Genomic DNA, 19175 nt, shown 5'->3' with positions numbered 1-19175 from the left:
GAATCCAGCAGCTACGAACAACGTCATGCCGATGAGGGTTTGGCGCTATCGGCTACTGCCTCGACAGTCTTCGGAGTGTGAACATGGACAGTGACAACGCGCCGGAATGGAGTTTCTTACACGGCAAGCGCGTTCTCGACCTCTCTCGACTTCTGCCCGGCCCGTTTGCGACGACGCTGCTTGCAGATCTGGGCGCCGACGTGGTCAAGGTCGAGGACCCGAGCCGCCCTGATCCCACCCGTATTGCTGGTGAACGGATGGCCTCGTTGAACAGGAACAAACGGTCGATTGCGCTCGATCTCCGCCTCGAACCCGATCGCGAGACGTTCCTTCGACTGGTCGAGACTGCAGATGCAGTGGTCGAGGGGTTCCGACCGCAGGTACTGGCACACATGGGACTCGGCTATGACGTACTACGAAAAGCCAACCCACGCATCGTATTATGTTCGATCACCGGCTACGGGCAGTCCGGACCTTATGCCGACAAGCCTGGGCACGAATTGAACTTCCTCGGCCTTTCCGGCTTTTTCGCAGTTCCCGGGTGCACCGACGGAGTCGTCACCCGCCCTGGCATCCGGGCCGGCGATCTGGTGGGTTCGATGTACGCGGCACTGTCCATCTCGGTTGCTCTCGCCAGCGTGGACAAGCACGGACGCGGACAACACATAGACATTTCCCTCGCCGAGGCTGCAACCGCCTGGTGCGCGCCTTTCGCGCTCATGATCCGAGATATCGAGAACCCTACCGATTCACCAACTGTCCAGGGAGACAATGACATTTTCGAGACTTCCGACGGTTGTTTGCTTTCATTTGCCACTTTCGAAGACAAGTTCTGGATCGAGTTCCGCACAGCATTCAGCGCTGAGTTTCCGGCACTGACCACGCAGTGCTACGACGATCGACGGACTCGAACACAGCACAAGGAAGAGGTGCGGAAACTCCTGGTCACCACCATTGGTGCGCGAACATATGAGTGGTGGGAAACATCGTTGACTGCGATCAATGCCCCGTGGGCGCCGGTGTTCACCGACGCCGGACAACTGATGAGCGATCCCCATGTCGTCGCTCGAAACCTGTTCTGCGAGGTCTCGAACGACGATGGAGGAAGCTGGCCTCAGATGAGATTCCCGGCGCAATTCAGCTTGGGACTGAACAGTTTTCGACTTCCGACTCCGTACGTGGGCGAGCATACCGAGTCTGTTCTCAACGAAGCCTCCACGGAAGCGAACCGTGACAGCGACTAGTCCGCTTTCAATTCGCCATCGAAGCCCGAAGACCAGTAGCGACCCCGCAACGAAAGTTCGAGCAGCATCTCGGTGACTTCTTCCGGGGTCAGAGGTGGCGGGTCGGACTCGAGCCACCACTGCATGACCGCGATCTGTTCACCCACCCATGCCCGCGAGAGTACTTCGATGTCGATTCGCGGAGTCACTCCGAGCGCCTCCGCCCGTGCGGAAAATATCCGCACGGCGGCGACGCTGCGGTCTTCGACGAACTTTCGCAGCGCCTTGCCGTCCCCCTCACCACGCAGAATCACACGGTAGACGTCACGTTCCTCGGCCGCATGCCTGAACATCTCGAGCACGGGCTTGCCTGTGAATCCGATCGAAGACGCAGGAATGAGTGGACCGAGTCGCTCTTGTAAGTCATCGGCCAGATCGGACACGACTTGACCGAGCAGGTCGTCTTTGTCGGTGTAGTGGCTGTAAAACGTCGCGCGACCCAAATCTGCGCGGTCCGTGATGTCTTCGACGGTAATCCCCGCATATCCCCGTTCCAGAACGAGCGAGACCAAGGCATCCCGCAGCAATCGTCGGGTACGCCGGACGCGTCTGTCTTCTGGAGGCACTGGCTTCCCTTCCTTCGCACTGTTGTACGCAGCATAGTTCAACATTGACAGGACGATCGAATATAGACAGACTGTCCATTAACATTCGTGATGTCAATTTTCTCTGGAGTGTTCATGAACCTCGGTACTTATCTCGCCCGAAGCGCCAGCTTCTACCCCGATCTCGAAGCCCTTGTCTGCGGCGAAGGCCGGTGGACTTACAGCGAGCTCGATACGGCCGCAAACCGTCTCGCGTCCGCTCTCGCAGTGACCGGGGTACGGCCCGGACACATGGTCGGAACCTTTGCCGGAAACTGCGGGGAGCTCGTGGTGACCGAAATGGCCTTGTACAAGGGAGGGTTCGTCAGGGTTCCGATCAACGCACGACTGGGCGCCGACGAACTCGCGCATATCCTCGCCGACGCCGACGTGCGTGTTCTCTTCGTCGACCCCGCCCATGCCGACATGGCGCTGAAGGTCGTCGCCGACGCCGGGCTGCACTGCAGGGTCATCGACTACAGCACCTCAACTCCCGGCGCGGACAGTTATCACGAGCTGACGGCAAGGGGCAGCGAAGACAACGTCGAGGTGGACGTCGACATTGACGCCCCGGCTGTCCTCAACTACACATCCGGATCCACCGGCAAGCTCAAAGCTGCGGTCCAGAGTCACGGCAACCGCTTGGCGAACATGCGCAAGCGACTGATGAGTCCGGAGGGTGCGCCGACTGTTGGTGATCGCTACCTCGCCCCCGGCCCGATCACACACGCCTCCGGCATGGTGATGCTCGGAATGTTCGCCAGGGGCGCCGCAGTGGTGATCCTGCCGGCATGGGACACGAGGACGTTCCTGCAGACCATCGAACGTGAGCGGATCACCACCACCATGGTGGTCCCGACGATGCTCAACCTGCTGATGGACCATCCGTCGGTTACCGACGTCGACCTGAGCTCTCTGCGCTGCATCGGCGTAGGCGCCGCGCCTGTTTCTCCACAACGGCTGCGTGACGCGGTAAAGCTGTTCGGTCCCATCGTCATCCAGGGGTACGGGCTCGGCGAAACGACCAGCGTCGTCACTGTTTTGACCGCTGAAGACGTGGTGCGCGGTATCGAATCCGACCCCGAGCTTCTTCTCTCGTGTGGTCGGCCGGCATACGACACCGATGTTCGAGTGGTCGACGACAACGGCGTACAGGTCCCGGCCGGCACGATCGGCGAGATCGTCGCCAGGGGTCCGGACTGTGTCCGCGAATACTTCCGCGAACCCGAACTGTCGGCTCAGACGTTCAAGAACGGCTGGGTCCACACGGGCGATGTCGGCTATTTCCGCGAAGACGGCTACCTGTTCATTGTCGACCGCAAGAAGGACATGATCATCTCGGGCGGATTCAACATCTACTGCAGCGAGGTAGAGGCAGCCCTGTACGAACATCCTGCTGTTTCCGAAGTATGCGTAGTCGGAGTTCCCGATCCGAAATGGGGAGAAGCGGTCAAAGCCGTTGTCGTGACCCGCGATGGCATTGACACCACCGCAATGGAATTGATCGCGCACTGCTCGACCCGTCTGGCAAGCATGAAGAAGCCGCGTTCGGTCGACTTCGCAGATTCGTTGCCCGTCAACCGAAACGGCAAGATCGATCGCCGCGCGATTCGCGCAACCTATTGGACCACCGCTGACCGTCACGTCAACTGACAGGAAAAACACATGTCATTCGCTCTCACCCCTACCTACGAAGACAACCCAAGGCTTCAATCGCTCGTCGAGCGTCTACGCGACTATCTCGACGGCGAACTCGCCGAGTACGAAGCCGAATTGGGTCTCACTCAAGAATCCCACTACATCCGTGAGACGCTCGAGCCAGTGTGGAGACGCAGCCGCGAACTCGGCTTCTACGGGATCCACCTCCCAACTGAACTCGGCGGCCAGAACCTCACCTTTACGGAACTCGCCGCGCTCAAAGAAGAGGTCGGCGCATCGCCGCGGGTCCTCGCGACGTCCGTACTCGGAGACATGGGCGGTCCACTCCGCGCGGGGTCGATCTTTCAGTACGCCACCGAATACCAGTTGGAAAAGTACTTGATTCCGGTACTGCGCGGCGAGAAGGCGTGCTGCTTCTCCCTCACCGAGAACGATGCAGGTTCAGACGTTCGCGGCATGCTCACCACAGCAACCCCGGACGGTGCCGGATGGCGCCTGAACGGCCACAAGGTGTTCTCGTCCGCGGGTCCCTTCGCCGACTTTTCGGTCCTGATCGCAAAGATGGCATCCGACGGCGACGGCCCGGATTCGTACTCTGCCTTTCTGGTCGACCTGGATTCTCCCGGCTGCACAGTGGCGGACGGTGACGTCCCGATGTCCGGTCAGCACATCGAAGCGGACATCATCCTCGACGACTGCTACGTGGGGCCGGAACAGCTTCTCGGAAATGTGGGCGAAGGCTTGCGAATCGGACTCGGCCGAGTCACGGTCAACCGGTTGTTGCATTGCCCCACCGTCCTCGGCGGAGCCCGCCGAGCGCTGGAACTGTCGGTGGAGTACAGCAAGACTCGCCAGGTGCAGGGCGCTCCTCTTGCGATGCTGCAGTCCATTCAACACAAACTCGCCGACATGGCGACGGACTACTACGCCGCGCGCTCGATGACCTACGACGCACTCGCCGCACTCGACGCCGGTCGAAGTCCTCGAATCGAAGCATTCATGTGCAAACTGTTCGTTGCCGAGAAGGCCTTCACCATCGCCGACCACGCAGTTCAGATTCACGGAAAGGCCGGGGTCATACGTGGTTCGGAGATCGAATCACTGTTCCAGAGGTTGCGGATGTTCCGAATCCTCACCGGATCATCCGAGATTCAGAAGAATGGCATCGCGCGCCAATTACTCACCACCTGAACATCATTGATCCAAATGCGTATCCACTCCGTGCCCGCCAGGTCGTCTCCCGCTCGATGTGGCGGCCGGACGGGCACTCGACGCTCTAGAGGCAATCCCTGTGATCGAGAACGAACCGGACTACAGATTCAGCCTTGCCAACGAGCGAACTTTTCTGGCGTGGATTCGAACGGCGTTGGGGTTGTTGGCCGGCGGCGTCGCAGTCGGCCAATTCTACGGGTCTGAGAATGACAACAGCCTGAACAAAATTCTCGGAATCGTGTGCACTGTCGTGGCGTCAGCGATAGCGCTCGGCGCGCTCAGACATTGGAAAGCAGTCCAAACCGCAATGCGGCGTGATCAACCGCTCCCCAAGTCACCGATGATCGCGCTTGTCGTCGGCGGGGTGTGCCTGGTCGCCGGCCTGTGTGTAGGGATGACGGTGTTTTGACGGATAACGAGGTTGTGGCGGAGAACGAGCCGCCCGGATTGCAACCAGAGCGAACGGTGCTCGCCTGGCGACGCACCGCACTTTCCGCCTTGTCGGTGTCAGTGATTTCGGGCCGCGAAATCGTCCTGCACCCGTCAGTCCTATCCGTCGCAGTGTTCGTCACACTGCTCACCACGGCGGTCGGCGTCACAGTGGGCGCACGGGTGCGACATCGTCGATTCATTCTGAACCCCAGGGATTCTCGAGAAATGCCACTCGCCATCATGGCAACCCTGGCGGCCGGCATCGCGATTGCCGGACTCGGCTCCAGCCTTGTTATCCAACTTTGAACCACAGATAGACAGAGTGTTTATTTATGTATATTCTCTCCACTAATGCTCGCTGTGACTCAGTGCACAGTCGACCGCCGCGCGCAGCTACACCGCGCCACGAAATCATCGGCGTATTTCGAGAGGGAACCCATGACCACAGAAGTTGCGTCACCTACCCAGTTTCAACGCGGTCGCCGGGGAAAGAATCTCGCACTGCTGACCGGTTCGACGGCAATGGACAACGCCGAAAGCAGCGTGACGTCCGTGCTCTTCCCTCTCATGCGCGAGGCCATGGGATTGTCATCGGCGGCGCTCGGCACGATCGTTGCAGTGGCCAAGGCCGTCGGGGTCTTCACGGCAATCCCCTGGGCGTTCTTGGCCCGACGATATTCTCGTAAGTCGGTACTTGCCATCTGTTCAGGGTTCTGGGGTGTCTGGGTAATCCTGGCCGGATTGTCCGGCAGCTTCACTCAGTTTCTCGTCCTCTACGCGATCGGCGCCGCAGGTTTCGCCGGCGCCGGCTCGATTGCATTGTCCATCCTCGGAGATCTGTACGAGGACGCCAGGAGGGGCCGCGCAACGGGATTGGTATATGGCGGCGTCGCCGTCATCACCGGCGCGACCGCCCCGATATTCGGGCTTTTGTCGCGCTTCGAAGATGGATGGCGCTACGGATACATAATCACCGGTGCAATCTGCATCGCCATCGGTGTGCTGATCATGCTTTTCCTCGACGATCCTGAATCCGCCGACGCGCATACACAGACGACCGCCGACGATCTCGGTGCCAAAGCAAGATTCTGGCGTGAAGGGATACGAGAGCTACTCGCTGTCAAGACATTCCGATACATACTCGTACAACGCGTATTCTCCGGTCAGAACGTCATCATGAGCTTCAGCATCGTATTTCTCGTCGAGGAGCACGGATTCACGACCGCAACTGCTTCGATCATCGCACCGCCCTTCGCAATCGGGTACCTGCTCGGCACGTTCGTCGGCGGACGAGTCAACGACGCCGTACACGTCAAACGACCCCGAAGCGGCCGCATCATCATGCTGCAGGCCAGCCAACTCGGATTCGCGGCCGCAGCACTGATCGCTACGCAGATTTCCTGGAACAGCATCGGCGTCTACGCGGTCTTGTTCGGGATCGTGGGCGTCCTTCAAGGTCAGGTTCCAGTGGTCAATCGGCCGATCATCATGGCTGTAGTCCGTCCGGAACTGCGAGCCCTGGCCTTTGCGGTTTCCGTCTCGACAGTCGAAGCGCTGGCCTACGCCGGATACGCTGTCTTGGTCGGAACCCTCGGCGACAGAATCGGATTGCAAGGCGCACTCTTCATCGTCACCGTAGTGCTGACCACCGTCAACGGGGTCGCTTCAGGCGCACTGTATCGCCCGTACGCCCGCGACAGCGCAGCCCTACTCGCCAAGCCATCCGCCAACCCCCTACATGAACAGAATGCGCTTCGGCACTAGGCAATTCAGATCATCAACTGCGAACTCGGCAATCAACACTCCAACTCGGCAATCAAGACGGAAGAAGACCTCAGATGACACAAAACATCGCAACGGATGACATTCCCTGGGCGCGCGGATTCACCGACCCCGCCGATGTGCGCCAACAAGCCACAACCATACGAGAGATGGTTGCGACCCGCCGTGTGTGGCGCGGCGACGGACCCAAATGGACCCTCCCGACCGACGAAACGGATCTATCCGGTGTCACGTTGAACCTTCCGGATCAGCCGAAGCAGACGGTGTCCGAGTTCCTCGCGGGTGCGCATAGCGACGGTATCGCCGTGCTGCATCGAGGACGCATCGTGTACGAGAGCTACTTGCACGGTTGCAAACCGCACGAACCGCACCTCAATGCATCGATGGCGAAATCCTACGTCGGTTTGATGGCTGCACTGGTCGAAGCACAAGGATTGTTCGACCGCCAGGATCGGGCATCGAAGTTCATCCCCGAGTTGGCTGGAACTGCGTTCGGAGACAATCGGATTCAGGACCTTCTACACATGGGCACTGATGTAACGTACGGCGGTCGGCCGTTCTATCGCACCATCGAAGCCAGCCGTTTCTGGGCCGTAGTCGCCCCGAAGCTGCGCCCCGCAAATTACCGCGGACCGGAGACCATTCTCGAGCACCTCGCCACAGCACGCACCGCGGGCCCGACTGGCGTCGAATTCCGCTACGAGAACGGCAATGTCGAGACTGTCGGAGAAATACTGCGCCGCGTGACCGGAACTTCACTCGCCGAACTACTCAGTGAGCTGGTCTGGTCACGGATCGGGGCCGAAGAGGATGCGTTCTACATAGTGGACTCCGCCGGAACGGAGATGGCGGCAGGCGGATTCAGTGCGACCCTTCGAGACGTGGCCCGAGTGGGTGAGATGATCCGCTGTGACGGCGCCGTCGGGGACCGTCAGGTGATCCCGCCGAGTATTGCGCAATCTATGACCGCCGGTGTGCCCGCAGGCTATCCCTCGGAGGTCAGAAGCCCGCGTGCCGCTGTCGACTCACCCGCCACGATGAGCTACCACGACTACTGGTGGATTCTCAATGATCCGTTCGGATCGTTCATGGCAAGCGGAATCCATGGTCAGAGACTCTTGATCTCGCGCGACCTGGAATTCGTAGTCGCACATTTCGGAGCCCACATCCTTTCCCCCGCGATCGGCACTCCGGACTTCGTACCTGCGTTCCTTCAGATCGGCACTCATTTGGTGTCGAACGCTCGCGGAGAGGCCACCGCCGGCTGAGTTTCTCGTGCATTCAGCCTGCGGCAGATTCGAGCTCACCCAAGGATTCCTCGAGGTGACCTAGGAGTCGTTGCAAGTGGGGGACATTACGGCGGCAGCCGACCAGCCCGAACTGCATGGTGTCCGCGTAACCGATGACGGTGATGTTCATTGCCTGCCCGTCCAACGGAATCGACGCCGGATAGCAGCTCTCGAGCTTCGCGCCGTTCCAGTATCGTGTCGTCGTCGGGCCGGGGACGTTGGAAATCACCAAATTGAAAACCGGACGACCGGTGATCAGTCGCGAGGACCCAGGAATCAGCGGTAACCCGAGACCCGCGACGTTCAACGCACTGAGTGCCGTGATCTGCAGGGGCGTCAGGCCCGACATCAGGGACTTGGCGCTACTCATCGAATCGTGAACTCTCTGGAGTCGGGCCGCCGGATCCGCCAATTCGGTTGCCAGATCGCACAACACCGCACCTACGGCATTGCCGGAAGCCTCACCTGTTTCGCCTTTGCGAAGAGATACCGGCACCATCGCGATCAACGGTTTGTCCGGCAATTCGTCCAGTTCGATCAGATAGCGTCGTAGCGCGCCCGCGCACATGGCCAACACCGCATCATTGAGCGTCACGTCTGCAACGCAGCTGACCTTGCGCAGGCGCTCGATCGGCCACGACTGCGCGGCGACTCGCCTCGCTCCGGTGATCGGGACGTTGAAGATCGATTTCGGAGCAGCGAACGGCAACGGCGCTACGTGGTCCTTCACTGCCGAGGCAGCAGCGTTCACTATCGCGGGGCCCACCCCGACCACATCTTGCACGGTGTCGATCACCGAGCCCACCCGCCTCTGCAGGTCCAGCCCGCGACTGGCTCGGACCCGACCGGAAGACGGGCGCTGCGCCCACGGCGGCATCGAATGCCGATCGAGCGGATCCGACGAGAGGCTGCGGTACCACGCTTGAACAGCGGACACACCATCCATGAGCGCATGGTGTGTCTTCATGTACACGGCAACTCGGCCGTCGGCGAGGCCTTCGATGACGTACGCCTCCCATAGTGGCCGATGCCGATCGAGCAGCGTGCCGTGCAGCATCGAGGTCAGTTCCAACAACTCGCGGACTCGACCCGGCCTGGGCAGCGCAAGCAACCGGACGTGATATTCGAGATCGACGTCCTCGTCCTCCGTCCAACGCACCGGCGCAAAGTTCGACAGGAACTGCACCGGCTTGCGGCGAAAGAGGGGGCGGATCGACTCGACGTCGGTGAGCGAACGGTAAAGAGATCTGGCGAATTCGCCGTCGTCCCCTTCCGGTGGAACGAACAGTGACAGTCCACCGACGTGCATGGGGTGCTCCCGTGACTCCATCAGCAGGAACATCGAGTCGAGCGGCAGCATCAGCGTCATGGCGATCCGTTCTCTCAGGCGGCTGACCGGTGCACCGGTCAGCCGCTGTTCGACAAGTTACTCGCCCTGACTCCCCACATTGATGACTCTGGCAAAACATTGACTACTCGATTTTGGCGGGAGTCTGATGTTCCGGTCGACGAACGCTATTTCGGCCGAAGCATTTCACGTCGATTCGCGAGTGAATGATGAGACACATAGCACTGCAACGAATTTCAATGCCCACGCCCACAAGTAGTAGCGGAGCCGATCGTTGTCCTACTTTTGTCGGAATTGTTGCGGATTGTCTGTACATCCAAGTCACACGTGACTACCGTCACTGATCATCACAATCCGACTGGTCGCGACGTCGCGACTCACGAGGTTGCATCCTAAGGAGAATTACATGTCCCGACGTTCAACGTCGCGTGGGCCTTTCAGCGCGCTCGCCACCGCAACTGTGCTCGCCACCGTCACTGCGATGGGAGCCTTGTCAGCAGGTATTGCAGGCGCCGCCCCAACTGCGGAGACTCCCTTCGGCGGTTGGGATTCATGTCCGATCGACAATCCCGAGACCAGCACCTGCATGGACGTCACAGTCACCGGCGGGAACATGAAGATCGGCAAGCTCTCCGTCAGTATCCCCGCTGGGGCGATGCGCATCGCCGGCGGAGTTGCCTACCGGGAGAATCCGGAGGCTGAATTCGGATTCGACCAAGTATTCATCCCGCCGAACGACAACAGTCGGGGGATCTACGCCAAGCCCATCGAGATCCCCGGCGGCGCACTCGGAATCGACCTACCGTTCAACAATCTCTTCGGACTGAACAAGGCCTCGGCCACCGTCGAGTCGACTTCTGCACTCCCCACCGTGGATGCATTTCAGCTTGGTGTGAAGCTACCCGTCAAACTGAAGATCGCGAACCCCCTACTCGGCGGCAAGTGCTACCTGGGCTCGGACAGCAACCCCGTCCAGCTCAACCTGGATGTGACCGAATACGGTGTCCTCGAGGAAGTTCCAGGTTTCCCGGACACCGCGGTCGTTCGAAACACCGGACACACCGGACAGCCCTTCGCGGTCCCGACGGCTTCGGGATGTGGCCCGTTCGGCGTGCTGAATCCCATCGTGAACTGGCGCGCCGGGCTTCCCTCGTCCACCACCTCCAACTCCCTGACCACAACGAGTGACGTCTACAACATCGGTGCCGACAGCCTCAGGCCTCAGCCGGCCGGCTCACCCGAGCCCGCTGCCGTCATCGCCGAACGTAGTGCCAACTAGCAATCCACCTCCACCTCCCGACCAACCGGAACCGTCAGCGCCGAAAGATTTCTCACCCCGAACGGAGCTCACTTGTCCATGCGCACAATACGATTCAGAGCCGTGCTCGCTGTCGTCGCAGCAGGAGTCCTCACTCTCGGGGCGGTGTCAACCGCGACGGCGGCTCCGCTGCCCAACGCACCGTTCGGAGGTTGGGGAAAGTGCCCGATTGCCAATCCGGAGACAAGCACCTGCGTCGACGTCGTCGTCAAAGGCGGCGAAATGAACATCAACGGACTCAAAGTACCGATTCCTTCCGGCTCGTTGAATATCGCCGGCGGTGTCGCCTATCGCGAGAACCCCGACGCAGAATTCGGGTTCGACCAGATCTTCATTCCTCCCGCTGACGGCACCAAAGGCGTCTATTCGACCCCCATCGAGGTGCCGGGCGGGATCTTCGGACTCGGTATACCGTTTCCCGGCGGCCTGACCACTATCAAGGCGACTGTCGAGCCGGTCGCGTTGCCGACAGTCGACGCATTCCAACTCGGCGTCACACTTCCGGCCAGATTGAAGATTTCCAACCCTTTGCTCGGGGGAAACTGCTATCTGGGTTCTGCGAGTAACCCGATCATGTTCAAACTCGGAGTGTCCGAAAATGGTGTCCTCGAGGAAGTCCCAGGATTTCCGGATACCGCCGCCGTCAGAAACGTGATGCACGCCGACGAGACTTTCGCAGTACCGGGCGCATCTGGCTGCGGATTGTTCGGCGCATTGAATTGGGCCGTCAATCTTCGCGCGAACGTTCCGTCTTCAAGTGGTCACAACTCTTTGACCACCACAAGCGATGTGTTCAACATCGGCGCCGACAGCCTGCGGACGCAGTAGAGCAAGCACCGGCGACTCACGAAGTATCACCGACAACAAGGAGATATCGATGTCCCATGCAGTTCGCCGCACCACCTTCGTCACAGCTGCCGCAGCAGCCGCGATTGCAGTCGCAGCCGGCACCGCTCTGGCTTCGACCGTCGTCACTCCAGCGGGTCAAGCCGTGACTGCTTCGAGTAGCAATCTCAGCATCAAGACAGGAACGATCACACTTACCTGCTCCAGTACGACGGGCTCCGGAACCATCCCAGCGGCACCGGGTAACGCCAACACCGGCACCGGCGGGGTCAACGTCAATATCGGCACCCCCAGTCTGACCGGATGCAAAGCCAACGGTCTACCCGCCGTGGTCACGACCTCGGGCTCGTGGCTGTTGAACGTCTCGGCAGACACCGGATCGGCTCAGGGATCCCTCGTCATTCCTGCTGGAGGCGCAGTCGTCACGATGCCTGGATCAACATGCACAGTTACCGTCGGTGCCAGCACCATCGGACCGCTGCCGTTCGATGTTCCCAACCAGCGCGTCGTGGCAAGCAACACCGGCACTGTGAACTACACGCGTACCGGCACCGGGCCCGTCTGCCCCGCCGCAGCCACTGGCACGGCAACCATGTCCGGCACACTGCAGTTCGCGTCGGCCTCGCCGATCAACGTGACACCGTGAGGATCGACAGGTAGACAGCAAATCTCGTTGGGGGATCGACGCTTCCGTCGGTCCCCCAACGAGCGTCCGACGGCGCGGATCCGCACACGACCACCATCGGTTGCGCTTCGAAGTGGATCAGGGCGTTATTCATCTCCGGCTTCGGTGGCGTCGAGTAGCGCACCGAGGGCGCGGTGAAGTTCGGCAAGCTCACGTCCGCCGGTTTTTGTCAGTACGCGAGTATTTTCCGCGTCCAATTCGCGGACAATGTCTTTGGCGAGCACGATAACCCGTTTTCCCTCGTCGCTGAGATCGAGGCAAACGGCGCGAGCATCGCGACTGTCACGTTCGCTGACAACAAATCCGCCCTTCTCCAAAGCTCGCACGAGCTTGGATATGTAGATTCTCTGCAACCCTGTCTGTGCGGCAAGTTCTCGCTGACTTGGCCTCTCCCCCTCACTTACGAGACCGTGGAGTGACGCAAGCACCGAATACTGGGCGTGAGTCAACCCGAGATGCGCGATCGCTCTGTCAACTCCCGCCCGCCAGCGAAGGGCAAGATGCCACACCAGCGACCCTGTAGTCCATGTTTCTCGATCTTGCATACATATAGAGTACATGGCTACTATCTCAATTAGAGTATATGGAAACTATTTGAGGAGTCGCAATGCCCACAATTTCCGTGCTCGACTCGACCATGGCTTACAGCTCGTGCGGCGAAGGCGCACCCTTCGTGCTGATCCACGGAAATCCCACATCTTCCTATGTGTGGCGAAACATACTGCCACACATAGGAAATACCGGCCGCGCACTTGCTCCCGACCTCATCGGAATGGGCGCGTCCGGCAAGCCCGCAATCGACTACGGTTTCCTCGATACCGCCCGCTACCTCGATGCCTGGTTCGACGCGATGGAGCTCGACGACGTCGTACTCGTCGGGCACGACTGGGGTGGAGCACTCGCACTCGACTGGGCTACCCGTCACCCCGATCGCGTCCGAGGTGTGGCACTCTTCGAAACGATCCTGCGTCCGATGACCTGGGACGAGCACTTCCCGGGAGACGCACGAGCACGGATCGAGGCGCTGAGAGCCCCCGGGACCGGCGAGACGAAGGTACTCGACGAGAACTTCTTCCTCGAAATCGCGCTTCACAGAACAGTTCTCGGCGGCCTGTCCGAAACAGACGTCGACGCCTATCGTGCCCCTTACCCCTCACGTGAGAGCCGCCGGCCCCTTCTCGCGTGGCCACGATCCTTCCCCATCGAAGGAAGTCCCGCTGAAGTGGATGCACGTGTGTCGGCGTACAGCGAATGGCTCGCGGAAAGCACCGAGGTACCCAAACTCCTTCTCACCTTCAGCGGCCCCGCCGAACTTCTCATGATCGGACCCGACGAAGTCGCGTGGAGTCGATCGAACATCGCGAACCTCGAGGTGACCGAGTGCGGTCCCGCAGGGCATCTCGCCCCCGAGGATCAGCCCTCGGCAATCGCCGCGGCAATCACCGAATGGACACAGCGGCAACACCGTTTCAGCCGCGAGTGACCGGACTCCGTCGCCCAAGCGCTCCGAGCGTCGTTTCGCCAACGCGTGCGGTAGCGACCCAGACCTTGCTCCGAAATGTGGGACCGACACCACCTCCGCCGGATTTGTCCGATATAACTAACTGGCGAGTACGCCGGTTGGGACGAGGTCGAGAACGAGGGGGCGTGGGTGGTAAGTGAGGACGGGCTGGGACAGACCTCGGAATCGGGGGCCCCACACAGAGTGGGCGGGTTTCTCTATCACCGAAGCGGCGATCGGTGGGAGTGGTCGGACGAAGTTGCGCGGATTCACGGCTACGAACCCGGACAAGTAGACCCTACGACTGAATTGATGCTCTCGCACAAGCATCCTGACGACCGAAGTCACGTTGCCCAGACACTGCTCGCCATCCGCACTTCAGGCGGCCCGTTCAGTAGCCGGCACCGCATCATCGACACTGCCGGGGACACGCACTCGGTAATCGTCGTCGGAGACAGCGTCGTGGCCGAGTCAGGTCAAGTGGTGGGTAGCTCCGGCTTCTACATCGACGTCACCGAAACCCTGGACAGCACAGTGAAAGCATCGGTCGACGTACTGGTCAACGAAATCACCGCTTCTCGCGCAGTGATCGAGCAAGCCAAAGGCATGCTCATGCTGATCTACGGAATTTCGGCCGACCGCGCCTTCGACATCCTCGTGTGGCGTTCTCAAGAGACCAACGTGAAACTGAGGGACGTTGCGGAGCAGTTGATAGTGCGAACGCTGGACGAATTCCGGGTACCGACACCATTGCGGACCCGATTCGATCACTTGCTGTTACAGGGTTGAACGACAACAGGGTTGAATGTCGACTGGGCTGAGGGATCTGTCCAAGGCGGTTCCCGTGGCTGGCTGCTCAACCTCGAGGAACCTCGCCCGCATTGATTCCGGGACGGTCCGATGCGGCCTATCCCCGTTGTTACCCAACACGGAGTAAAAGGAAACTACTTGTCGCCAGACTTCTTGTCGGAGGTCTCCTCGACCAGTTCAGGTGCTTGTTCGCGAGTTGCCATTCCGCCGTCACCGCCCTTGTCGACGGGCCCTGGGTGCCCGCCCTTGGGTGACTGGTCGTTATTGTCCTTCTCGGTCATGCGGTCATCCCCGTCATCTGGTCGTGTCAGTCATCTGGTCGTGTCAGTCATACGGCGCGCGGCCTTGCAAGAACGTCAAGCCCACCGCCCTCTCAATCTAACGCTCTCAGCACTTCTCGCAACCCTCACCGATTTGTTTGCATTTCAGCACTTTCGGGCAGGTGACAGCGAACAGCATTTCCACGATGAGAGGTCGATCCCAGTGCGCGCAGTGACTTGGCAAGGCAAACGGAAAGTAAGCGTCGATACGGTTCCGGACCCCACGATCATCGAGCCCACCGACGCGATCATCAAGGTCACCACGACGAACATCTGCGGATCGGATCTGCATCTGTACGAGACTCTGGGTGCCTTCATGAATGCGGGCGACATTCTCGGTCACGAACCGATGGGCATCGTCGAAGAAGTCGGATCGGATGTCACGAATCTCGAGATAGGCGATCGCGTCGTGATCCCGTTCCAGATCTCGTGCGGCAATTGCTTCATGTGCGATTCGAGTCTCTACACCCAGTGCGAGACCACGCAGGTCCGCGATCAGGGGACGGGCGCAGCGCTGTTCGGCTTCTCCGAGCTGTACGGATCGGTGCCAGGTGGTCAGGCTGAATACCTACGAGTCCCGCAGGCACACTTCACACACATCAAAGTCCCCGAAGGTCCGGCAGATTCACGATTCGTCTATCTCTCCGACGTGCTTCCCACTGCCTGGCAGTCAGTCGAATACGCCGACATCCCGCCGGGTGGATCCGTGACAATCCTCGGCCTCGGACCGATCGGCGACATGGCTGCTCGCATCGCGCACCACAAGGGATTTCGGGTGATCGGCGTGGATCGTGTACCCGAACGCCTTGCGCGCGTTGCCGAACGCGGTATCGAGACCCTCAACCTGGACGACTACGGCAGCAAGATCGGCGATGCTGTCAGAGACGCGACAAACGGACGCGGAACCGATTCGGTGATCGACGCTGTCGGCATGGAAGCGCACGGGTCTCCGATCGGAAAGCTCGCGCAGCAGTTCGTCGGACTCCTTCCCGATGCTCTTGCCGCGCCTGCGATGCGCACCGCAGGGATCGATCGCCTCGGTGCCGTCTATTCGGCCATCGACATCGTTCGGCGCGGGGGAACCATTTCTCTGATCGGTGTCTACGGCGGAATGGTTGATCCACTGCCGCTGATGACCATGTTCGACAAGCAGATTCAGCTCAGGATGGGCCAGGCGAACGTCAAGAAGTGGGTAGACGACATCATGCCCTTGCTCGCTGACGACGACCCACTCGGCGTCGACACTTTTTCCACTCATCAGCTCCCGCTCGATCAGGCGCCACACGCCTACGAGATCTTCCAGAAGAAGCAGGAAGGCGCGGTCAAGATCCAACTGAAACCGCACGGTTAATCCAACTCCGCAGTATTGTCGCCCGATATGCCGTATTTGGATCGCGTCGGAGAAGTATTTGTCCTCCACCTGGGTAATGAAGGCGAGCCGGATACGCCGAATCCGTTCAACCCCCGGTGGCTCGACGAGGTCGAGGAACTCCTCACCGAAGTCGAGAACTTCGACGGTCCGGGAGCGCTGGTCACGACAGCTGAGGGCAAGTTCTATTCCACTGGGCTGGATACAGATTGGATTCTGCACAACGCCGATCAGGTCAACGGGTACATCGACCGCGTTCAAACCTTGTTCGCGCGACTGTTGACGTTTGCGATGCCCACCGTCGCCGCGATTCCGGGACATACCTTCGGCGGCGGTGCAATTCTGGCCGCCGCGCACGATCACATCGTGATGCGTGAGGATCGCGGATTCTTCTGCCTGCCAGGGATCACTATAGGCGCGAGTTACGCACCCGGAAGCATCGCTCTACTGGCATCACGTCTTCCGACACGCACAGTCCACGACGCGCTCGTCACAGGTAGGCGGTACGGCGGAATCGAGGCAATGTCAGCAGGATTCGTAGATCAAGTCGCGGCTGCGGACGATGTACTTTCGACAGCCGTCGACTACGCACGCACGTTGACTCGAACTCGTGGACGCACACTCCACGAGATCAAGGAACTGCTGTATGCCGAGCCGTTGGCCCTCCTACGATCGCCAGTAGTCGGCATCGACAAGCAAGTAATACTGAAAGACAACTGACCGATACCACCGATCGTCGTACTCGCTTCACACACGCTCGACAGAAAGAAACTGAAACCGAAATGGCTCGCGAACTCACCGTCTCCGACAGCGTCGTCGTCAACGCTGACGCACTTTCCCTCTACGAGCTCATCAGCGATCCCACTCGTATGGGTGCCTGGAGTCCCGAAAACACAGGCGCAACCTTGCGAGGAGACAGCGAAAGCGCTTTCCTGGGCATGGAGTTCGACGGGCACAACAAGCGTGGGCGCGCGCAGTGGACCACGAGATGCACAGTTACCGCTGCCAACGCCGGGAAGCTCTTCGAATTCCGTGTCCACAAGATCGGCCTCGGCACTCCCCGGATCCCCGCCTCCATCGCAACCTGGCAGTACCGATTTTCACCGATGCCCGACGGAACCCGAGTTACCGAAACGTGGACCGACGACAGACGCGGCTGGCCGGACTTCGCCGCCGACATTTTCGACAAAATTGCCACCGGAGGAAAAACGTTCGCCGACTTTCAGCGCGGCAACATCCGCAAGACGCTCCTGAACCTCAAGAACGCAGTTGAGCAGGAGTTTTCCGGCGTCGAAGGTAACGCCGGCTGACCAGCCAACACCATTTGTGGCAGTTTCTGCCACTTTTGGTACAGTGCGGATATGGCAACAGCCCGCCGCACCGCACTGCTTCTCCGCGTCTCGCAGAGTTGTGCTGCCGCTTTCGTCGAACGCGGTGACACTTCGACAACCATCGCCGAGCTCGCGGAGCGCGCGGAAATCTCCGAGCGAACGTTCTACCGCTGCTTCGCCACCAAAGAGGAGAGCATCTGGCCGATGCTCGACGACGGGAACCGGAGTCTCGCCGCTGCACTCGGTGAGCAGCCACGCGATTCTGGACTGGCGCGGGCTGTCCGGAACGCCTTCGTCGCCTCGGTCGGTGAGTCTTTCGAAGAAATGACTCGATCCCTGATGCCGATCATCTTCGGTGATGCCGCACTCCGGAGGGTGTGGGAATCAGCGACTTTCGAGACGATGGAGCTCATTCGCCCCGAAGTGGCCCGGCTGATCGATCGACCGGAAACCTCGCTCGACACCACTGCAGCGGCGGGTCAATCGACGCTCGCTGTGGTCGCAGCACTGCGGGAGATGGCAGACCGCCGAACACCTGCACTCACGGCAATCAACCGCGCGCTCGACGCGTTTTCGACGTCGTATCTCGCGCACCCAACAGGTAAGGAATAATCATGACTCAAGATCTCTCCGGAAAAATCGTTCTCGTCACAGGTGGCGCCCGCGGCCTCGGTGAAGCGTTTGCGCGCGGCATCGTCGCAGGCAACGGGCGCGTGGTCATCGGCGACATTCTGGATGACGACGGCCGAGCGGTAGCAGAATCTCTCGGCGAGGCAGCGCGTTACGTTCATCTCGATGTCACCGACCCGGCATCGTGGAAGTCCGCCGCCGAGTTCGCCGTGTCCGAGTTCGGCGCAATCAACGGACTGGTCAACAACGCGGGAATCTCCGCTTCCGGCCAGACTGTCACCGACGAGCCCCTCGAAACGTTCCAACGGATCATCCAGATCAACCTGGTGTCCGTACACACCGGCATCCACACGGTGGTCCCGTTCATGAAGGCCGCCGGTGGCGGATCCATCGTGAACATCTCCTCGGCCGCAGGCCTGATGGGCATGGCTCTGACCAGCGGTTACGGCGCAGCCAAGTGGGGCGTGCGAGGACTGAGCAAGATTGCTGCCGTCGAACTCGGTCGCGACAAGATCCGGGTCAACTCGGTTCACCCCGGCATGGTCCTGACGCCCATGACTGCACCGACGGGCATCAGCCTCGAAGAAGGCGCATTCCCCAACAATCCGTATCGCCGCGTCGGTCGCCCGGAAGAGTTGGTCGGGGCGGTCACGTACCTTCTTTCCGACGATGCCTCGTACACAACGGGTTCCGAGATCGCCGTCGACGGTGGCTGGACTGCCGGACCGTCGATCGAATACATCGCCGGCCAGTAAGGACGGGTTCCGTTCCCGCCT

Annotated in this window: 21 protein-coding genes; 17 read left to right on the top strand and 4 right to left on the bottom strand. The window is 60.3% G+C overall.

Annotated features, from left to right (window positions below; all coding sequences use genetic code 11):
• Positions 1 to 83 precede the first annotated feature (83 nt).
• Positions 84 to 1244 carry a CaiB/BaiF CoA transferase family protein gene (locus ACFQ6Y_RS17350; RefSeq protein ID WP_378535619.1) on the top strand — a complete coding sequence of 387 codons (1161 nt, stop codon included), beginning with the start codon at positions 84 to 86 and terminating at the stop codon, positions 1242 to 1244.
• Here ACFQ6Y_RS17350 and ACFQ6Y_RS17345 read toward each other — a convergent pair.
• On the bottom strand, positions 1241 to 1849 hold the full coding sequence (locus ACFQ6Y_RS17345; protein WP_378535617.1) for a TetR/AcrR family transcriptional regulator: 609 nt from the start codon (positions 1847 to 1849) through the stop codon (positions 1241 to 1243). The genes ACFQ6Y_RS17350 and ACFQ6Y_RS17345 overlap by 4 nt on opposite strands.
• 114 nt (positions 1850 to 1963) lie before the next feature.
• Here ACFQ6Y_RS17345 and ACFQ6Y_RS17340 point away from each other — a divergent pair, with 114 nt between their 5' ends.
• The 6 genes from ACFQ6Y_RS17340 (at position 1964) to ACFQ6Y_RS17315 (ending at position 8220) form a co-directional block, all read left to right on the top strand.
• Positions 1964 to 3520 (top strand): long-chain fatty acid--CoA ligase, encoded by a 1557-nt coding sequence (locus ACFQ6Y_RS17340; RefSeq protein WP_378635059.1) that lies wholly within the window; start codon positions 1964 to 1966, stop codon positions 3518 to 3520.
• A 12-nt stretch (positions 3521 to 3532) separates the two neighbouring features.
• Complete coding sequence (locus ACFQ6Y_RS17335) at positions 3533 to 4717, top strand: acyl-CoA dehydrogenase family protein (protein ID WP_378535613.1); 1185 nt, start codon at positions 3533 to 3535, stop codon at positions 4715 to 4717.
• Between the two features lie 100 nt (positions 4718 to 4817).
• Positions 4818 to 5147, top strand: a complete 330-nt coding sequence (locus tag ACFQ6Y_RS17330; RefSeq protein ID WP_378547370.1) for a YidH family protein — start codon at positions 4818 to 4820, stop codon at positions 5145 to 5147.
• Positions 5144 to 5476 carry a DUF202 domain-containing protein gene (locus ACFQ6Y_RS17325; RefSeq protein WP_378547373.1) on the top strand — a complete coding sequence of 111 codons (333 nt, stop codon included), beginning with the start codon at positions 5144 to 5146 and terminating at the stop codon, positions 5474 to 5476. Before ACFQ6Y_RS17330 ends, ACFQ6Y_RS17325 begins: the two co-directional genes overlap by 4 nt.
• Before the next feature lie 132 nt (positions 5477 to 5608).
• Entirely contained in the window at positions 5609 to 6934 is a 1326-nt protein-coding gene (locus ACFQ6Y_RS17320) for an MFS transporter (protein WP_378635056.1), read from the top strand.
• A gap of 74 nt (positions 6935 to 7008) precedes the next feature.
• Positions 7009 to 8220, top strand: a complete 1212-nt coding sequence (locus ACFQ6Y_RS17315) for a serine hydrolase domain-containing protein (protein ID WP_378635053.1) — start codon at positions 7009 to 7011, stop codon at positions 8218 to 8220.
• Positions 8221 to 8233: 13 nt separating this feature from the next.
• Here ACFQ6Y_RS17315 and ACFQ6Y_RS17310 read toward each other — a convergent pair whose 3' ends face one another.
• The gene (locus tag ACFQ6Y_RS17310; protein ID WP_378635049.1) at positions 8234 to 9610 is read right to left on the bottom strand and encodes a wax ester/triacylglycerol synthase family O-acyltransferase; all 1377 of its coding nucleotides are present in this window, start codon (positions 9608 to 9610) and stop codon (positions 8234 to 8236) included.
• 385 nt (positions 9611 to 9995) lie between these two features.
• Here ACFQ6Y_RS17310 and ACFQ6Y_RS17305 point away from each other — a divergent pair, with 385 nt between their 5' ends.
• The 3 genes from ACFQ6Y_RS17305 (at position 9996) to ACFQ6Y_RS17295 (ending at position 12399) form a co-directional block, all read left to right on the top strand.
• Complete coding sequence (locus ACFQ6Y_RS17305; RefSeq protein WP_378635045.1) at positions 9996 to 10868, top strand: hypothetical protein; 873 nt, start codon at positions 9996 to 9998, stop codon at positions 10866 to 10868.
• A gap of 78 nt (positions 10869 to 10946) precedes the next feature.
• Positions 10947 to 11735: a hypothetical protein gene (locus ACFQ6Y_RS17300; RefSeq protein WP_378535598.1), complete on the top strand. Its 789-nt coding sequence runs from the start codon at positions 10947 to 10949 to the stop codon at positions 11733 to 11735.
• Between the two features lie 49 nt (positions 11736 to 11784).
• On the top strand, positions 11785 to 12399 hold the full coding sequence (locus ACFQ6Y_RS17295; protein ID WP_378535596.1) for a hypothetical protein: 615 nt from the start codon (positions 11785 to 11787) through the stop codon (positions 12397 to 12399).
• Between the two features lie 125 nt (positions 12400 to 12524).
• On the opposite strand, the gene ACFQ6Y_RS17290 is transcribed toward ACFQ6Y_RS17295, so the two are convergent.
• A complete protein-coding gene (locus tag ACFQ6Y_RS17290; protein WP_378535592.1) occupies positions 12525 to 12983 on the bottom strand; it encodes a MarR family winged helix-turn-helix transcriptional regulator in 459 nt (152 codons plus the stop codon).
• 62 nt (positions 12984 to 13045) lie between these two features.
• Between ACFQ6Y_RS17290 and ACFQ6Y_RS17285 the strand changes: the two genes are divergently transcribed.
• Positions 13046 to 13921: a haloalkane dehalogenase gene (locus tag ACFQ6Y_RS17285; RefSeq protein ID WP_378535590.1), complete on the top strand. Its 876-nt coding sequence runs from the start codon at positions 13046 to 13048 to the stop codon at positions 13919 to 13921.
• A gap of 168 nt (positions 13922 to 14089) precedes the next feature.
• Positions 14090 to 14728, top strand: a complete 639-nt coding sequence (locus tag ACFQ6Y_RS17280; protein WP_378547390.1) for a PAS and ANTAR domain-containing protein — start codon at positions 14090 to 14092, stop codon at positions 14726 to 14728.
• 155 nt (positions 14729 to 14883) lie between these two features.
• Here the strand turns inward: ACFQ6Y_RS17280 and ACFQ6Y_RS17275 are convergent, their stop codons facing one another.
• Positions 14884 to 15030, bottom strand: a complete 147-nt coding sequence (locus tag ACFQ6Y_RS17275) for a hypothetical protein (protein WP_378547393.1) — start codon at positions 15028 to 15030, stop codon at positions 14884 to 14886.
• Between the two features lie 202 nt (positions 15031 to 15232).
• Here ACFQ6Y_RS17275 and ACFQ6Y_RS17270 point away from each other — a divergent pair, with 202 nt between their 5' ends.
• From ACFQ6Y_RS17270 to ACFQ6Y_RS17250, 5 genes are all read left to right on the top strand, one after another.
• Positions 15233 to 16420 (top strand): zinc-dependent alcohol dehydrogenase, encoded by a 1188-nt coding sequence (locus ACFQ6Y_RS17270; RefSeq protein ID WP_378535584.1) that lies wholly within the window; start codon positions 15233 to 15235, stop codon positions 16418 to 16420.
• Between the two features lie 27 nt (positions 16421 to 16447).
• Complete coding sequence (locus ACFQ6Y_RS17265; protein WP_378635038.1) at positions 16448 to 17158, top strand: enoyl-CoA hydratase/isomerase family protein; 711 nt, start codon at positions 16448 to 16450, stop codon at positions 17156 to 17158.
• A gap of 62 nt (positions 17159 to 17220) precedes the next feature.
• A complete protein-coding gene (locus ACFQ6Y_RS17260; RefSeq protein WP_378635035.1) occupies positions 17221 to 17748 on the top strand; it encodes an SRPBCC family protein in 528 nt (175 codons plus the stop codon).
• 51 nt (positions 17749 to 17799) lie between these two features.
• Positions 17800 to 18381 carry a TetR/AcrR family transcriptional regulator gene (locus ACFQ6Y_RS17255; RefSeq protein ID WP_378635031.1) on the top strand — a complete coding sequence of 194 codons (582 nt, stop codon included), beginning with the start codon at positions 17800 to 17802 and terminating at the stop codon, positions 18379 to 18381.
• 2 nt (positions 18382 to 18383) lie between these two features.
• On the top strand, positions 18384 to 19154 hold the full coding sequence (locus tag ACFQ6Y_RS17250) for an SDR family oxidoreductase (protein WP_378635027.1): 771 nt from the start codon (positions 18384 to 18386) through the stop codon (positions 19152 to 19154).
• Positions 19155 to 19175 lie beyond the last annotated feature (21 nt).

It is taken from the genome of Rhodococcus sp. NPDC056516 (genome assembly GCF_042794655.1).
GTDB lineage: Bacteria > Actinomycetota > Actinomycetes > Mycobacteriales > Mycobacteriaceae > Rhodococcus_F.
This window is presented reverse-complemented; position numbering and strand designations above follow the sequence as displayed.

What these genes read in the sequence shown, in the direction of transcription:
- ACFQ6Y_RS17350 (WP_378535619.1), top strand. Translation starts at nt 84, where the DNA reads ATGGACAGTGACAACGCGCCGGAATGGAGTTTCTTACACGGCAAGCGC.
- ACFQ6Y_RS17340 (WP_378635059.1), top strand. Translation starts at nt 1,964, where the DNA reads ATGAACCTCGGTACTTATCTCGCCCGAAGCGCCAGCTTCTACCCCGAT.
- ACFQ6Y_RS17335 (WP_378535613.1), top strand. Translation starts at nt 3,533, where the DNA reads ATGTCATTCGCTCTCACCCCTACCTACGAAGACAACCCAAGGCTTCAA.
- ACFQ6Y_RS17320 (WP_378635056.1), top strand. Translation starts at nt 5,609, where the DNA reads ATGACCACAGAAGTTGCGTCACCTACCCAGTTTCAACGCGGTCGCCGG.
- ACFQ6Y_RS17315 (WP_378635053.1), top strand. Translation starts at nt 7,009, where the DNA reads ATGACACAAAACATCGCAACGGATGACATTCCCTGGGCGCGCGGATTC.
- ACFQ6Y_RS17310 (WP_378635049.1), bottom strand. Translation starts at nt 9,610, where the DNA reads ATGACGCTGATGCTGCCGCTCGACTCGATGTTCCTGCTGATGGAGTCA.
- ACFQ6Y_RS17305 (WP_378635045.1), top strand. Translation starts at nt 9,996, where the DNA reads ATGTCCCGACGTTCAACGTCGCGTGGGCCTTTCAGCGCGCTCGCCACC.
- ACFQ6Y_RS17300 (WP_378535598.1), top strand. Translation starts at nt 10,947, where the DNA reads ATGCGCACAATACGATTCAGAGCCGTGCTCGCTGTCGTCGCAGCAGGA.
- ACFQ6Y_RS17295 (WP_378535596.1), top strand. Translation starts at nt 11,785, where the DNA reads ATGTCCCATGCAGTTCGCCGCACCACCTTCGTCACAGCTGCCGCAGCA.
- ACFQ6Y_RS17290 (WP_378535592.1), bottom strand. Translation starts at nt 12,983, where the DNA reads ATGCAAGATCGAGAAACATGGACTACAGGGTCGCTGGTGTGGCATCTT.
- ACFQ6Y_RS17285 (WP_378535590.1), top strand. Translation starts at nt 13,046, where the DNA reads ATGCCCACAATTTCCGTGCTCGACTCGACCATGGCTTACAGCTCGTGC.
- ACFQ6Y_RS17275 (WP_378547393.1), bottom strand. Translation starts at nt 15,030, where the DNA reads ATGACCGAGAAGGACAATAACGACCAGTCACCCAAGGGCGGGCACCCA.
- ACFQ6Y_RS17265 (WP_378635038.1), top strand. Translation starts at nt 16,448, where the DNA reads ATGCCGTATTTGGATCGCGTCGGAGAAGTATTTGTCCTCCACCTGGGT.
- ACFQ6Y_RS17260 (WP_378635035.1), top strand. Translation starts at nt 17,221, where the DNA reads ATGGCTCGCGAACTCACCGTCTCCGACAGCGTCGTCGTCAACGCTGAC.
- ACFQ6Y_RS17255 (WP_378635031.1), top strand. Translation starts at nt 17,800, where the DNA reads ATGGCAACAGCCCGCCGCACCGCACTGCTTCTCCGCGTCTCGCAGAGT.
- ACFQ6Y_RS17250 (WP_378635027.1), top strand. Translation starts at nt 18,384, where the DNA reads ATGACTCAAGATCTCTCCGGAAAAATCGTTCTCGTCACAGGTGGCGCC.